Annotated in this window: 11 protein-coding genes and 1 pseudogene; 8 read left to right on the forward strand and 4 right to left on the reverse strand. The window is 71.5% G+C overall.

The window, feature by feature from the left end:
- The first annotated feature begins 206 nt into the window (after positions 1 to 206).
- From OG241_RS42560 to mgtA, 5 genes are all read left to right on the forward strand, one after another.
- The gene (locus tag OG241_RS42560) at positions 207 to 1,967 is read left to right on the forward strand and encodes a glycoside hydrolase family 35 protein (RefSeq protein WP_405823404.1); all 1,761 of its coding nucleotides are present in this window, start codon (positions 207 to 209) and stop codon (positions 1,965 to 1,967) included.
- Positions 1,964 to 4,327: a beta-galactosidase gene (locus OG241_RS42565; protein ID WP_405823406.1), complete on the forward strand. Its 2,364-nt coding sequence runs from the start codon at positions 1,964 to 1,966 to the stop codon at positions 4,325 to 4,327. Before OG241_RS42560 ends, OG241_RS42565 begins: the two co-directional genes overlap by 4 nt.
- A 96-nt stretch (positions 4,328 to 4,423) precedes the next feature.
- Positions 4,424 to 5,497, forward strand: a complete 1,074-nt coding sequence (locus OG241_RS42570) for a LacI family DNA-binding transcriptional regulator (protein WP_405823408.1) — start codon at positions 4,424 to 4,426, stop codon at positions 5,495 to 5,497.
- Positions 5,498 to 5,506: 9 nt separating this feature from the next.
- A complete protein-coding gene (locus OG241_RS42575; protein WP_405823410.1) occupies positions 5,507 to 5,863 on the forward strand; it encodes an ArsR/SmtB family transcription factor in 357 nt (118 codons plus the stop codon).
- Positions 5,853 to 8,354, forward strand: a complete 2,502-nt coding sequence (gene mgtA / locus OG241_RS42580) for a magnesium-translocating P-type ATPase (protein WP_405823413.1) — start codon at positions 5,853 to 5,855, stop codon at positions 8,352 to 8,354. Before OG241_RS42575 ends, mgtA begins: the two co-directional genes overlap by 11 nt.
- Here mgtA and OG241_RS42585 read toward each other — a convergent pair.
- On the reverse strand, positions 8,341 to 9,852 hold the full coding sequence (locus OG241_RS42585) for an LCP family protein (protein ID WP_405823415.1): 1,512 nt from the start codon (positions 9,850 to 9,852) through the stop codon (positions 8,341 to 8,343). The two genes, mgtA and OG241_RS42585, sit on opposite strands and share 14 nt — an antisense overlap.
- 86 nt (positions 9,853 to 9,938) lie before the next feature.
- Here OG241_RS42585 and tatA point away from each other — a divergent pair, with 86 nt between their 5' ends.
- Both tatA and OG241_RS42595 read left to right on the forward strand, forming a co-directional pair.
- Positions 9,939 to 10,244: a Sec-independent protein translocase subunit TatA gene (gene tatA, locus OG241_RS42590; RefSeq protein ID WP_405826738.1), complete on the forward strand. Its 306-nt coding sequence runs from the start codon at positions 9,939 to 9,941 to the stop codon at positions 10,242 to 10,244.
- 10 nt (positions 10,245 to 10,254) lie between these two features.
- Positions 10,255 to 10,996 (forward strand): annotated as a pseudogene (locus OG241_RS42595) (Type 1 glutamine amidotransferase-like domain-containing protein).
- Here the strand turns inward: OG241_RS42595 and OG241_RS42600 are convergent.
- Both OG241_RS42600 and OG241_RS42605 read right to left on the reverse strand, forming a co-directional pair.
- The gene (locus OG241_RS42600) at positions 10,918 to 11,478 is read right to left on the reverse strand and encodes a DUF6114 domain-containing protein (RefSeq protein ID WP_405823416.1); all 561 of its coding nucleotides are present in this window, start codon (positions 11,476 to 11,478) and stop codon (positions 10,918 to 10,920) included. The pseudogene OG241_RS42595 and the gene OG241_RS42600 sit on opposite strands and share 79 nt — an antisense overlap.
- Positions 11,478 to 12,209: a DUF6230 family protein gene (locus OG241_RS42605; protein WP_405823418.1), complete on the reverse strand. Its 732-nt coding sequence runs from the start codon at positions 12,207 to 12,209 to the stop codon at positions 11,478 to 11,480. The genes OG241_RS42600 and OG241_RS42605 overlap by 1 nt, the downstream gene beginning before the upstream one ends.
- 750 nt (positions 12,210 to 12,959) lie before the next feature.
- Here OG241_RS42605 and OG241_RS42610 point away from each other — a divergent pair.
- Positions 12,960 to 13,619: a Tat pathway signal sequence domain protein gene (locus tag OG241_RS42610; protein ID WP_405823420.1), complete on the forward strand. Its 660-nt coding sequence runs from the start codon at positions 12,960 to 12,962 to the stop codon at positions 13,617 to 13,619.
- A gap of 33 nt (positions 13,620 to 13,652) precedes the next feature.
- Here OG241_RS42610 and OG241_RS42615 read toward each other — a convergent pair whose 3' ends face one another.
- A complete protein-coding gene (locus OG241_RS42615) occupies positions 13,653 to 14,624 on the reverse strand; it encodes a lytic polysaccharide monooxygenase (RefSeq protein WP_405823422.1) in 972 nt (323 codons plus the stop codon).
- Positions 14,625 to 14,894: the final 270 nt, after the last annotated feature.

A 14,894-nucleotide genomic window follows, 5' to 3' on the forward strand; every position in this document is an offset into this window, starting at 1 on the left:
CTCCGCGACCACTGACGATCACCCCAGCCCCGCCACCTGCACCTGTGCCCGCCCTACCCTCCAACTGCCCCTGCCCCTGCCCCTGCCCCTGCCCCTGCCCCTGCCCCTGCCCCTGCCCCTGCCCCTGCCCCTGCCCCTGCCCCTGCCCCTGCCCCTGCCCCTCCAGCGAACCGGCTGGAGCGCACGAACCGAAGGGAAACCCCCGCATGCCCGCCCTGACAACGACGTCCGACGGTTTCCTGCTGCACGGCGAACCGTTCCGGATCATCTCCGGCGCGATGCACTACTTCCGCGTCCACCCCGACCAGTGGGCCGACCGGCTGCGCAAGGCCCGTCTGATGGGCCTCAATACCGTGGAGACGTACGTCCCCTGGAACCTCCACCAGCCCGAGCCCGGCACGCTCGCCCTCGACGGCATCCTCGATCTGCCGCGCTATCTGCGGCTGGCCCAGGCGGAGGGGCTGCGCGTCCTGCTGCGGCCCGGCCCGTTCATCTGCGCCGAGTGGGACGGCGGCGGTCTGCCCTCCTGGCTCACCACCGATCCCGACATCCGGCTGCGCTCCAGCGATCCCCGCTTCACCGGCGCCATCGACCGCTACCTCGACCTGCTGCTGCCGCCCCTGCTGCCGTACCTCGCCGAGTCGGGCGGTCCCGTCATCGCCGTCCAGGTGGAGAACGAGTACGGGGCCTACGGTGACGACGCCGCGTATCTCGAACACCTCGCGGAGGCTCTGCGCTCGCGCGGGATCGGGGAGTTGCTCTTCACGTGCGACCAGGCGAACCCCGAGCACCTGGCAGCGGGCAGCCTCCCCGGAGTGCTCACCACGGGCACGTTCGGCAGCAAAGTCGAGGCGAATCTTGAGCAGTTGAGGGCGCATCAGCCCGAAGGGCCGCTGATGTGCGCGGAGTTCTGGATCGGCTGGTTCGACCACTGGGGCGAGGAGCACCACACCCGGGACGCGGCCGACGCCGCCGCCGACCTGGACCGGCTGCTCTCGGCGGGCGCGTCCGTCAACATCTACATGTTCCACGGCGGCACCAACTTCGCCTTCACCAACGGCGCCAACCACGACCACGCCTACCAGCCCATGGTCACCTCCTACGACTACGACGCCGCCCTCACCGAGAACGGCGACCCCGGACCGAAGTACCACGCCTTCCGAGACGTGATCGCCCGGCACGCACCCGTCCCCGACGAACCGGTCCCCGCGTGCAGCGTCAAACTCCCGCCCACCGTCGTCGAGTTGGAGCAGCGGGCGCCGCTGCTGCCCCATGTGGGGCTCCTCGCCAAGCCCGTGCGCACCGAGGACCCGGTGACCATGGACGAACTGGGGCTGCGCGCCGGGTACGTCCTCTACCGCACCACCGCCCCCGTCGCGGGCGACGGACTGCTGCACTTCGCCGGCGGAGTCGGCGACCGAGCGCAGGTGTTCGTCGACGGAGCCCCCGTCGGCGTCCTCGAACGCGAGCGGCACGACGAGTCCCTGCCCGTCCGGATTCCCTTCGCCGGAGCGTCGGTCGAGGTGCTCGTGGAGAACATGGGCGGGGTCAACTACGGGCCGCGCATCGGCTCGCCCAAGGGCCTCCTCGGGGCGGTCACCTTCAACGGCGACGCCCTGCGCGGCTGGGACAGCCACCCCCTCACCCTGGACGACCTCAGCGCTCTGCCCTTCGCGCCCTCGGACGCGACCCAGGCAGCTCAACCCGCCTTCCACCGGGGCACGTTCGAGGTCAAGGCCCCCGCCGACACCTTCCTGTCGCTGCCCGGCTGGACCAAGGGCCAGGCCTGGATCAACGGCTTCCACCTGGGCCGCTACTGGAACCGCGGACCGCAGCGCACCCTCTACGTGCCTGCGCCCGTCCTGCGCCCGGGCGCCAACGACCTGCTGCTCCTCGAGCTGAACGCCACCACCTCCGCGCAGGCCCTGCTGACCGACACACCCGACCTCGGCCCGGTGAAGCCATGACCCACCACTTCCTCCGGGTCCCCACGACCGCCGAACCCCCGCTCAGCGGCCACCTCCCCTTCTCCGACGCACCGGGAGTCGCCGACCCGATCGGGGTGACGAGCCGCTGGTTCACCCGTGGCGGACGCCCCTGGTTCCCCGTCTCCGGCGAGTTCCACTACTCCCGCTACCCGGCCGCGGAGTGGGAGGAGGAGCTGCTGAAGATGAAGGCGGCCGGAGTGACGGTCGTCGCCGGCTACCTCATCTGGATCCACCACGAGGAGGCGGAGGGCCGGATCCGCTTCGACGGCGACCGCGACCTGCGTCGCTTCGCCGAACTCTGCGCCCGCCACGGTCTGGACTTCGTCCCGCGCATCGGTCCCTGGAGCCACGCCGAGGTGCGGAACGGCGGGCTGCCCGACTGGCTGCTCGCCCGCACCCCCGCACCCCGCACCGACGACCCCGTCTACCTGGCAGCCGTACGCCGCTGGTTCACCGCGATCGGCGAGCAGTTGAAGGGACTCGACCGGGCGCACGGCGGCCCGATCGTCGCCATCCAGGTCGAGAACGAGCTGTACGACCAGCCCGGCCATCTCCTCACCCTGAAGCGAATGGCGCAGGAGGCCGGGCTGAGCGCCCCGCTCTGGACCTCGACGGCCTGGGGCGGCGTCCAACTCCCGCCCGACGAACTGCTTCCGCTGTTCGGCGGCTACCCCGAGACCTTCTGGACCGAGTGGGACGGCGGCTGGCCCGACACCTGCCGCAAGCACTTCTTCTTCACCCACCAGCGCGACGACGAGGGCATCGGCGCCGACCTGCGACCGACCCAGGTGCGGGGCGGCGAACCGGCGCCGACCGACCGCTTCCCCTGGGCCACCTGCGAGTTGGGCGGCGGGATGGCGGTGTCCTATCACCGTCGGCCACGCGTCGACGCCGCCGACGTCGGCGCGCTCGGGCTCACGAAGATCGGGTGCGGTTCGGTCTGGCAGGGCTACTACATGTTCCACGGCGGCACCAACCCGGCGGGCGAGCTGACCACCCTCCAGGAGTCCCACGCCACCGGCTACCCCAACGACCTGCCCGTCCTGACGTACGACTTCCAGGCGCCGCTCGGCGAGTACGGGCAGTACCGGCCGTCGTACGACGAACTGCGCCTCCAGCACCTGCTGTTGGCGGACTTCGGCGAGCGCCTCGCACCCATGGAGTCCGTGCTGCCCGAGCGGCGGCCGGCCGGGCAGGGCGACCGGGACACCCTGCGGTGGGCCGTCCGGAGCGACGGCCACTCCGGGTTCCTCTTCGTCAACAACCACCAGCCGCACGAGCCGTTGCCGGACCGTCCGGACACCTCGTTCACGGTCGCCCTCCCGGACGGTCCCGAACTGACCTTTCCGAGCGCGCCGGTGACGGTCCCTCAAGGTGCCTACTTCTGCTGGCCGTTACGCCTCGACGTGGCAGGGCTCCGGCTCGACTGGGCCACCGCCCAGCCGGTGTGCACGGTCGACGTCGGCGGACGTACCGTCCTGGTGCTGGCCGCCACCGACGGGATTCCCGTCGAACTCGCCCTGGACATCGCCACGTTGCGGTATGTGCACACCCCCATGGGGAAGGTCGAGTCCGCCGACGGACGCTTCCTCGTCACCGGCCTGCGACCCGGTACGGACGCGCTCGTCGAGGTCGGGACGCCGGACGGCGGACAGGTCGGCCTGCTGGTGCTGGACGCGGCGACCGCCCGTACCGCCTACCGGGGCACGGCCTGGGGCGCTGAGCGGCTGCTCCTGTGCGGTGACGGCGGCGGGGTCGTCTTCGACGAGCCGGCCGGTGAGGTACGGGTGCACAGTCCGGCGGCGGAGACCTCGCTCGCCGTGCTGCCCGCACCCGAGCGGCCCCCCGGCGAGAACCCGGCTGCCGACGGGGTGTTCACCCGATACACGCTGGCCACCGGCGGCGCGTCCGGCGTCCTCGACGTGTCCCTGGTCCGGGCCGCCGGGCCCGCCCCCGACACCGTCACCGGCGTACTGGACCGGGCCAGTGCCCCCGCCGACAGGTGTTTCGACACCTCCGCCGCCGAGTACCTCATCGCCGTACCGGACGAACTCCCGCGCACCGGAACCCTGTTGCGCGTCCACTGGACCGGAGACGTCGCCCGCGCGTACGCGGGGGACACCCTGGTCGCCGACCAGTACTTCTCCGGGCGGGTCTGGGAGATCGGCCTCGACCGGCTGCCGGAGGACGCACTGCGCGCCGACGGCGGGCTGCGGGTGCGGGTGCTGCCGTTCCCGGCCGACGCACCCGTGTACCTGCCGGTGCCCGTGCCGGTGGGCGAGGCCTCGGTCGCGCGGGCCGAGTGGGTCACGGTCCGGACTCACGTGGTCGCGGGGTAGGGCCTGCCACTGGTCACCCCCGTCCGGCGGCCTATCCTGTGGGCCAGCCGGGCGGGGCACGACCGCCGCGCGACAAATCCTAAGGATGCGACCCCCATGACCCGAAGTGCCGCTGGCGGCGCCGCTCCCAAGGGACGCAGCCGACGCAACTTCGCGGGCACACGGCCGGTGATGGACGACGTGGCACGCCTGGCCGGTGTCTCCAAGCAGACCGTGTCACGGGTGCTCAACGACAACCCCGCCGTACGGGCCGAGACCCGCGAGTCGGTGCTGGAGGCCATGCGGTCGCTCGGCTACCGGCCGAGCCGCAGCGCGCGGTCACTGGCCAGCGGGCGGACCCGGATGCTCGGGGTGATCTCCTTCGACGCGGCCCGCTACGGGCCCGCCTCCACGCTCACCGCGATCAACACCGCCGCCCAGGACGCGGGCTACCTGGTCAGCTCCATCGCCCTCGACACCGCCGACCGGGACACCGTCGTCCAGGCCGTGGACCGGCTGTCGGCGGAGGGCGCCGACGGGGTCATCGCCATCGCCCCGCAGCGGCGCGTCGGCAGGGCGCTCGCCGAGGCCCACCTCGACATCCCCCTCGTCGTGATGGACAACGCCCTGGGCGACGACACCCCCATGGTCACCGCCGACTCCCGGGGCGGGGCCCGCCTGGCCACCGAACACCTCCTGGGGCTGGGCCACCGTACGGTGCGGCACATCGCGGGACCGGCCGGCTGGACGTCCGCGGAACGCCGGGCCGCGAGCTGGCGCGAGACCCTGGAGAAGGCCGGGGCCGAGGTGCCCGAGCCGCTCGTCGGCGACTGGAGCGCGGACTCCGGGTACGAGCTGGGCCGGCGGCTCGCCCGTGATCCGGACGTCACCGCCGTCTTCGCCTCCAATGACCAGATGGCGCTCGGCGCGCTGCGCGCCTTCCACGAGGCAGGCCGCCGGGTCCCGGACGACGTCAGCGTCGTCGGCTACGACGACATCCCGGAAGCCGCCCATCTGCTGCCCCCGCTCACCACCATCCGCACCGACTTCCAGGAGATCGGCACCCGTTCGCTGCGGCTGCTCCTCGCGCGGATCGACGGCGGGGACGAGCCGGGCACGGACGGCGCGGTGGTCTCCGTCATTCCCGCCCACCTCATCGTGCGACGCAGCACGGGCCGCGCACCCGCCTAAACTGGCGCGGTGGTGACAGGTACGGGCAACACAGGTTCCGACGATCCGTCCGCAGAGGTGCTGGCGGAGGCCGCCGGAGCGTTCGGGCTGCTCGCCTCGCCCGCGCGGCTGCACATCATGTGGGCGCTGGCACAGGGTGAGAGCGATGTGACGGGGCTCGCCGAGCGGGTCGGCGGCGCGCTGCCCGCCGTGAGCCAGCACCTCACCAAGCTGAGACTCGCCGGGCTCGTACGCTCCAGACGCGAAGGGCGCCGGCAGGTGTACCTCGTCGACGACCCGGACATCGTCACCGTCGTGCGGCTGCTCGTCGGGCGGCTGACCGACCGGGCCGAGGGCGCCCCCGTACGGCACCTCCGTGGAGTCTGAGCTCCGGACGCCACGACGGCTCGACGGGTTCGCGCGCGGTCTGACCGACGACGAGGCCGAGGCACGGTTGGCGGCCGCCGGGGAGAACGTCGTTCCGGCCGCCCGGCCGATCCGGTGGCCCGTCCGGTTCGTACGGAGTCTGCGCGACCCCTTCACCGCCGTACTGCTCTGTCTCGGGCTCGTCTCCGCCGCCGTCACGGCCTGGGGGACGGCCGCGGTGATCCTCTCCCTGGTCGCGGTCAGCTGTGTGCTGCGCGCCTCGGGAGAACATCAGGCGGAACGTTTCCTCAGAGGGTTGCGCGAGTTGGTCGCCGGTACCGCGACGGTCCTGCGCAGGCCCCGGGAAGACGGGCCGCCGCTCGCCCGGGAGATCCCGGTCGCCGAACTCGTGCCGGGCGACGTGATCCGGCTCGGACCCGGTGACCTGGTCCCGGCGGACGTACGACTGCTGCGCGCGACCGGGCTGACCGTGCACCAGGCGCCGCTGACGGGCGAGTCGGCGCCGGTCGCGAAGGACGCGCGGCCGGGCGCCGTCGACCAGGGCGTGTTCGCGCGGCCCGAGCTGTGCTTCCAGGGCAGCGCCGTCGCCTCCGGCAGCGCCACCGCCGTGGTGCTGGCCACGGGGGCGCGTACGCACTTCGCGGGCGCGCACAGGACGGTCGCGGCACGGGACAGGAGCGCCTTCGACCGGTCGCTGCACGGGATCTCCTGGCTGCTGATCCGGTTCATGCTGCTCGCCCCGCCGCTCGTGCTGATGGCGAGCGCGGCGCTGCGCCGGCAGGGGCCTCAGACGCTGCCGTTCGCCGTCGCGGTGGCCGTCGGGCTGACGCCCGAGATGCTGCCGGTCGTCGTCAGCACCTGTCTGGCCCGTGGCGCCTCGGGCCTCGCCCGGGCGCACGGGGTCGTGGTGAAACGGCTGCCCGCACTGCACGACCTGGGCGCGGTCGACGTCCTGTGCCTCGACAAGACCGGCACGCTCACCCAGGACCGGCCCGTCGTCGAACGGTCCACGGACGCCGCCGGCCGGGACGATCCGGCGGTGCTCGACTGGGCCGCCACCGCCGCCTGGTGGAACCTGCAACTCGCCGACCCGCCCACCCCGGACGCCCTCGACGAGGCGCTCCTGACAGCGGCCGGACCGGTCGGCGAACGGTACGACGGGGTGGTGGCACTGCCCTTCGACCCGGTGCGGCGACTGGCCACGGCAGTGGTACGGGGGCGACTCGGGACCCATGTCCTCGTCGTCAAGGGCGCGGTCGCGGACGTCGTCGAACGGTGCGCGCCGAACCCCGCCGAGCGGGCCCGGCTTCTCGCGCACGCCGAAGAGCAGGCGTCGAGCGGACTGCGCCTGCTCGCCGTCGCGACCGCCGAGCGGCCCGCGCGCACCCGCGCGTGGACCCCGGCCGACGTACGCGGCCTGACCTTCCGGGGTTTCGTCGCCCTGCGGGACGACCTCGCGCCCACCGCCGCCGAAGCCCTGCGCGACCTCGGCGCGCTCGGGGTGGACGTGAAGATCCTCACCGGCGACCATCCGGGCACGGCCGCCCGCGTCTGCCACGACCTGGGCCTCGATCCCGGGGAGGTCGTGGACGCGGACGCCGCTGTCGGCCTCGGCGACGCCGAACTGACGGACCTGGCCCGCCGTACGACCGTCTTCGCGCGCTGCGCCCCCGCCCACAAGGCCCGGATCGTCGCCGCGCTGCGGGCCGGCGGGCACACCGTCGGCTTCCTCGGCGACGGGACGAACGACGTGCCCGCGCTGGGCGCCGCCGACGTCGGGATCGCGCCGCGCGCCGCCGTCGACGTGGCCCGCGAGAGCGCGGACGTCGTCCTCGGGGCAAAGGACCTCGCCGCGGTCGCCCACGCCGTCACGGTCGGTCGGCACAGCAGCGGCAACATCACCACGTATCTGCGCGTCACGCTCTCCTCGAACCTCGGCAATGTCGTCGCGATGCTCGTCGCCGGACTCCTGCTGCCCTTCCTGCCGATGCTCCCGGCCCAGGTCCTCGCGCAGAACCTGTGCTTCGACGCGGCCCAACTGGCGTACGCCTACGACCGTCCGGCGCCCGGCGCCCTGGCCCGGCCGACCGCTGCGCGCCCCCGTGACCTCCTCCGGTTCCTCGGCGGCTTCGGCGCGCTCAACGCCGTCGCCGACCTCGCCACCTTCGCCGTGCTCGCCCTCGCCCCGCACGGCCCCGGCGCCCTGGACGACCGGGCTGTCTTCCACTCGGCCTGGTTCACCGAGAACCTCCTCACCCAGGCCGTCGTCATGGTGCTCCTGCGTGGCGGCGGCGGCCGGATCCGGGGAGCCGTCGGACGGGCCGCGGCCGGGCTGGCCACCGTCGGGCTGCTGCTGCCGCTGTCCCCCCTCGGCCCACCGCTGGGACTGGTGGGGCTCCCGGGGTCGTACTACGCCCTTCTGGTGGTGGTGCTGGGGCTGTACGGGGGTGCCGTCGCCGTCGCCCGGCGGTGGCGGCTCAGCCGTAGCTGAGGTTCGAGCAGGGGTTGTCGTCCGCCGAGCGGGCCCCCTCGGTGATGTCCTTCGGGATCGCGGTGGGCCGCGGCGTGGCCGTGGAACCGCCCGTGTACGACTTGCCGACGACCACGTTGACTCCCACCCCCGGCACCGGCTGCATGGCCGCGCCCGGGAAGACGCGGGCCGCGGTCCGGGCCTCGGACTGGTGGCCGGGGCCGTACTCGATGACCGTCGTCGCGTGGTCCTGGCTGCGCGCCGTCGCCGTGCCGGCGACCGTGAAACCGTCGGAGGTCAGCTCGGCGGCGGCCTTCGCGGCCAGGCCGGTGACGGTGGTGCCGTTGTAGACGGTGACGGTGATTCCCTTGCCGGACACGGGAGTTGGGGCAGGAGCTGTGGTGCTGGCGCTCGGTGAGGCCTTCTTCTTTCCGCTCGCGTCCTTGCCGTCCAGGGTGCGGTCCGCCTTCAGGGCCGCCCAGAGGTCGCTCGCGTCGGGTTCGACGATCGCGACGCGCTTCCCCTGGTACCGCCAGGGGATGGTGACGAACTTGGTGTTGTGCAGGTCGATGTCCTTCAGCGACATCGCGAAGGAGATCAGCTTCTGGGCGGAGCCGAGACCGGGGTCCACGGTCAGGGACTTGGTGGCCGCGTCGGCGAGGGGGAGGAGCTTGGTCGGGCTCAGACCGTTGCTCTTCACCTCCTTCATCAGGCTTGCCACAAAGGCCTGTTGGCGCTTGATCCGGCCTATGTCGGAGTTGTCGCCGATGCCGTGGCGGATCCGGACGTAGTCCAGCGCCTTCTGCCCCGAGACGGTCTGCTCGCCCTTGTCGAAGAGCAGCTTGCCGCGCGTGGGGCGTTTGGGGTTGAGATCACCCTCGTACAGTTTCTGAGGGAGACACACCTTCACCCCGCCCACCACGTCGGTCAGCGCGGCGAAGCCCTTGAAGTCGACGACCACGGTGTGGTCGACGCGTAGACCGGTGATGCTCTCGACCGTGTTCTGCGTGCAGGCGGGGTTGCCCTTGGCGGTTTCGCCGACAGAGTAGGCCTCGTTGAACATGGTGTTCTGCCGGGCGGTCGTCCACTTGCCGTCGGGCAGCTTGCAGGGCGGGATGGTGACCAGGGTGTCGCGGGGTATGGAGACGGCGACGGCGTTCTTGTGGTCGGCGTAGATGTGCAGCAGGAACGCGGTGTCGGAGCGCCCGATGTCGTTCACGTCGCCGCCGCCGAGCTTGGCGTTGCCGTCGTTGCGCGCGTCCGAGCCGATGACCAGCACGTTCTCACCCTTGGACGAGCCCGCGGCGGGGCGGTTGTCCGCGATGCCGCCCGAGTCGAAGGTCTTGATGTCACCGTCCAGCTGCAGATAGACCCAGCCCGCGCCGCCCGCGAGGAGCAGCAGGAGGGAGAGGCAGATCGCGAGTGCCAGCCGTCCGCGCCGCCCCGGCTTCCGCCGCCGGGTGCCCGCGGCGGACCGGTGTCGCGGGGGTACGGCTGGCCTGCTCGTGCTGGTGGTCATCGGCGCCCTTCTCACGTCTCACCCTGGTTGTACAGTTGCGCAAAGTGGCAACTGTTATGTCTGACGAAGGAAAGGGCGGTGAGGTTGTGCTCCGCAACGGACTGGAACCCTGGCACCTGCTGGTAGTGGCCATCGTGTTCATCGTGATGTTCGGCTCGAAGAAGCTGCCGGACACGGCACGCGCCCTGGGTCGCTCGATGCGCATCCTCAAGAGCGAGGCGCAGGCGCTGAAGGAGGACGGGGCGGCGAGTGGGCCGGCGGGGGAGGGATCTTCGCAGGTGAGCGGCGGTTTCCCTGCCGAACCCGTGGTCGACCGGGCCGAGCCCGTCAGGGCCGAGACGGTTGCAGCCGAGGCGATTGCCGACCGACGGGAGCCCGTCGCCGATCGATAGGATCATCGGCATGCCCGCTTCCGAACCGACCATCCTCGCGACCTCCGGCGGACACCGTGCCGGAGGTCGCGAGGATGGTGGCGTTCGACGCCCTCGTCCATCATGCCGTGGACCTGTCCGGGGTCCACGGCCGCAGACCACGCGTCCTGTACGTCGGTACGGCGATCGGGGACGCCGAGCACTTCACGGCCCGTATGGGTGAGGCCGCCCGGGTCGCCGGCTTCGACCTCACACCGCTGCACCTGTTCCCCATGCCCAACCTGGACGACGTCGAGGGCACGGTGCTCGACCAGGACGTCGTCTGGGTCATGGGGGGCTCGGTGGCGAATCTGCTGGCGGTCTGGCGGGTGCACGGCCTCGACCGGATCATGCGGCGCGCCTGGGAGGCCGGGGTGGTGCTCAGCGGGGTGAGCGCGGGCTCCCTCTGCTGGTTCAGAGGGGGCACCACCGATTCCTTCGGCCCCGAACTGAGGCCGCTCACCGACGCGCTGGGTTTCCTTCCGTACGGCAACGGCGTGCACTACGACAGTGACGCGGGCCGCCGCCCGCTGGTCCACCGGCTTGTCGCCGACGGCACCCTGCCCACCACGCACTGCACCGACGACGGGGTCGGCCTCGTGTACCGAGGGACCGAACTCGTCGAGGCAGTCGCGGAGTTGCCGGGCAGGGGTGCCTATGTCGTCAGGTGCGAGGGGGACTCGGCCGTGGAGGAGCGCATCAGCCCCCGCAGGCTGACTTCGCCGCCTTCGTGACCGTCGTCCGCCGCTGTGGGCCCGGTGGAATCCGTGGATCCCGTCGCCTCGGGCCCCGCCATGGCGGCCTTGCCCTGTCGCTTGTCCTTGCGCCGCTGACGGCGACTGACGCGCGGTTCCTGGTCCGGCAGCCAGCCGAAGGCCATGCAGCTGCCCACGATTCCCAGTACGAGCCCCACGAGGAAGCCGCCGAGGTTCGAGGTGACCCAGGTGCCCAGCGTCAGCATGATGCCGACGATCGAGTAGAACAGGCGTTGCGCGGGGTTGAAGAGGATCAACAGACCGCACACCACCATCAGGGCCGGCAGCATAAAACCGGCCAGACCCTGCATACCCAGGTGCACGACGATCTTCAGGGAGACCTTCATCGTGACGAGGATCTCCACCCCGCCCAGGGTGAGCAGCAGCCCGCCCAGGAACGGACGGTGGGCCCGCCACGTTCTGAAAGCGGGCCCCACCTCCTGTTGGTCCGTGCCCAACATCAGCAACCCGACTCGCTGAAGCTGAGCTTCAGCCCGGGCAGCTTGAACACGGCTGCCGTGGTGGCGTAGTTGGTCGAATCCAGGTTGGCGATGCGGATGGTGTCCGCCTGCTGACTGAAGACGCCGGCCGGACCCTTGACGCCCGCCTTGCTGAGCGTGCTGGCGTCGTTGCCGATCTCGATGTTGGTGAAGGACGCGTCGCCCGACTGCTCGGTGCCGTCGAGCGTCAGGTCGGTCGCGGACACCGGAGTGCCGTTGCCGCCCGCCCTGATCATCAGGTTGATGCCGCCGAGGTCGACGCTCTGGCACAACTTGGTGATCGTCGCGTTCTTGATCGCGGTGGTGATGACCAGGACCTGGCCGCCGGTGTCGCCCTCGTTCGGGCTGCCCTCGATCATGTGGTCGAGGGCGCCGAACTGCTCGAAACCGGTGCCGGTCATCTCGGTCGCCTTGACCCTGAACGGCATGCCCGAGATGGCGAACTGAACGCCGAGGGCGCCCTGTGCGGTGAGAACCGCGAGCGTGGCGGCGACCAGGGTGGCCGGCACCGCCATCACGGCGGCGCGGCGAGCACGGACCCGCCCGCGTCGTTCGGCGCCCTTTCCGGCACCTTCGAAGAATTCGGACACGTTGGTGGATCCCGCGGCCCCGGCGGCCTCGGAGGCGTTACCGCTTCCTGGCTGCTCGGGGTTGGATCCGGCGGACGACGAGGCGTCCGAGGACGAGGCCATGGCTGCTCCCAGTACATAGTCAACTGCGTCAATGCTGGTCACGCTTCATTGGCACGTTGTCCTGGCGCGGACAGCGCCTGTGGCGTTACCTCTCCTCGCAACTCCCGGCGGATGCAAGGGCTTTCACGGTTACGCACCAGTAGCCGCCGAGGAAGTTACCCGTGGTTACTTTGGGGGGTCAAGGGAGTTGTGGAAAAAGGGTGCGGATTATGCGCCACCTGTGACTTTGCGGGCCGTTCAATGGTCGTCCGGGGCGCCCGAGGGGCCTCCGGAGGCCTTCTGAAGGGGGGTCGGACGGGTGGGGGAGGTGCGCGGAACTTCACGGGAAAGTTCGACGAGCGACATCAACTTCCGTGAGACGTCTTGACGTTGACGGTCCCTCAGGTCTAGAAACAAGCTGGTTTCCCCGGATCCGTGGCGCCGGATCCGCAGCGGTGCGAGTCACCGCTCTTCCCGGACTCAGCTCATTGTTCAAGTCCGCCCCCGAGGCACCGGCATGGCCGTTTCCCCCCTGGGTCACTGCCGGGTCGCCCTGTCCCGCCCGGTCCGGTCAGGAAGCCTCCCTCCAAGCCTTCCTCCGGTCACCGGCCGGTTGTCGTTGCCGGTCCGTCACGTACGGAGAAGGCGTTACGGGCCGGCAACGGCGTTTTCCCGCGTCCAATATGCGTCCCGCACGCGTACTTCCGCGCGCCCTGGGTCTCCTCGGCGCCACCCCCAACACCCCCAGTTCCAGAAAGAGGCACCCGCATCATGCGTACTCGCACCCGCTCCGCCCTCGCCCTCGCCGCTGCCGTCGCCGGTCTGTCGGTCGCCGCGGTCACCCCCGCGTCCGCCGCCGACACCGTGCTCACCATCAACAGCGCGGCCGGCGACGCCGTCGCCGTGGGCGACGTCCTCAATGCCTCCCTCGCCACCGGCACCGCCGCCACCCTCTACTCCAGCGCGACCGGCACCAGCGGTGTCTCCTGCGCGGCGTCGACCTTCACGGCGGCCGTCACCGACAACCCGGCCGCCCCCGGCAGCGCCACCGAGTCGGTCACCGCGCACACCTTCGGCACTTGCACCAGCAACGTGCTCGGCGTGCTCGGTGTCACCAGCGTGACCGTCAACAACCTGCCCTACACCACCGTGGTGGGCTCCGACGGCTCCGTCTCCGTCACCCCGGCGGCGGGCTCCACCATCCAGACGACCGTGGTGCTGCGCACCCTGCTGGGCAGCATCAACTGTGTCTACCAGGCGCCCAGCCTCACGGGCACGACCGGTGCCGCCGACAACAGCATCAACTTCACGGCCCAGGCGTTCACCAAGACGTCCGGTTCGTCGCTCTGCTTCGCCAACGGCTACTTCACCGCCAAGTACGCCCCGGTGACGGACGTGACGCAGGGCGGCGCCACGGTCTTCGTCAACTGACGAACCGTCAATAAACGTCTGCGCCAACGGTGTTCACCGGCGGCGCAGCCGTAGCACAATGGCGGCGACCGCGGCGAGCAGTACGGCCGCGGCGGCGCCCGCGATCAGGTGCCGCGGTCCGGCATCGTCGGTGGTCGATGCCACCGGCGCGCCGGCCACGGTGCCCGCGGCCTGTGGGGCGGCGGAGTCGGCGGACTCCGCCGCCCCTTCCGTCTCCGCGGCCCGCGCCGGCTGCCCGGCCGGCGTCGCCGAAGCGGTCGCATCGGCCGACCCGGACCGCGCCGCGGACGAGGCGGTGGCCGTCGGCGCGGACGCGTCCGAGCCACCCGTGCCGCCCGCATTGCCCTTCGCTGCAGGGAACACCACGTCCGAGCACGAGTAGTACGTGTCCGGCGTACTGGAGTTCTGCCAGATCGTGTACAGGACATGGCGGCCGGTCCGGTCGGACGGCAGAGTCATCCCGATGCGGTACGCGTCGCCCTTCATCGCGGGATCCTTCACCTCGGCGAACGGCCGGTCCGGCAGGTCGGACCACTTCAGCGGGCCGGACGGGTCGTACCCGGGCTTCGTCAGGAACATCTTGAACGTGCCGGTGTGCGGGATCGTCGAGCGGTACGTCATCGTCAGCCGCGCGCCCGGCGTCAGCGTGGTCGAGGGCCAGTCGGAGCGGGCGAGGTCGAGTCCCCGGTAGTCGGGCAGGCCGCCGCTGCACAGCCGGCCGTCGGGGATCACCGCGCGGTCCCGGCCGTTGACGTTCGAGACCCGCAGGTTGTCCCAGAAGGTGAAGGGCGCCCCGCCGTTCGCGGTGACCGCCGCCCGGCAGGCCGCCGTCGTGGCCAGGGTGCCGCCGTCGGGGGAACAGGCGAAGGCGCGGCTGACCGGCTGGGTGGGCGCACCGTGCGCCTGAGCCGGACCCGCCGCCGACAACGTGAGCAACAGCGGTGCCGCGAGTGCGGCGGCCCCCGCGAGTGCGGAGGTCGGGAGAGTGCGGCGGTGGGCGGTCATCCGGGACGTCTCCTCGACCAGGGGGAACAGAACTGCTGCGGGCCGACCCAGGGACAGGTCTGCCTTCGGGCAGTACGGGAAGCGGGCGGCCCGCGTTCAACCGGCGGGCGGCGCCGGGAACCAGCGCAACTCGCCCAAGCCGGTCAACCCCGGTCAACTGGCCGTCGTACATGGCCGGTTTCCGGCGTTCGAGGGTGGGGATTTGGGCCGATCGAGGGTTTCCCCTGTATCCGGATGACCTTCTCTTTGCCTACTGTTCCACCACAGCCG

Origin of the sequence: Streptomyces sp. NBC_01390, assembly GCF_045040105.1 — a bacterium.
Taxonomy (GTDB): Bacteria; Actinomycetota; Actinomycetes; order Streptomycetales; family Streptomycetaceae; genus Streptomyces.

Excerpts from the sequence above, each read along its gene's own strand:
- OG241_RS42610 (WP_405823420.1), top strand. The coding sequence starts at position 12,960 with ATGCGTACTCGCACCCGCTCCGCCCTCGCCCTCGCCGCTGCCGTCGCC.
- OG241_RS42570 (WP_405823408.1), top strand. The coding sequence starts at position 4,424 with ATGACCCGAAGTGCCGCTGGCGGCGCCGCTCCCAAGGGACGCAGCCGA.
- OG241_RS42565 (WP_405823406.1), top strand. The coding sequence starts at position 1,964 with ATGACCCACCACTTCCTCCGGGTCCCCACGACCGCCGAACCCCCGCTC.
- OG241_RS42605 (WP_405823418.1), bottom strand. The coding sequence starts at position 12,209 with ATGGCCTCGTCCTCGGACGCCTCGTCGTCCGCCGGATCCAACCCCGAG.
- OG241_RS42560 (WP_405823404.1), top strand. The coding sequence starts at position 207 with ATGCCCGCCCTGACAACGACGTCCGACGGTTTCCTGCTGCACGGCGAA.
- OG241_RS42585 (WP_405823415.1), bottom strand. The coding sequence starts at position 9,852 with ATGACCACCAGCACGAGCAGGCCAGCCGTACCCCCGCGACACCGGTCC.
- OG241_RS42615 (WP_405823422.1), bottom strand. The coding sequence starts at position 14,624 with ATGACCGCCCACCGCCGCACTCTCCCGACCTCCGCACTCGCGGGGGCC.
- OG241_RS42600 (WP_405823416.1), bottom strand. The coding sequence starts at position 11,478 with ATGTTGGGCACGGACCAACAGGAGGTGGGGCCCGCTTTCAGAACGTGG.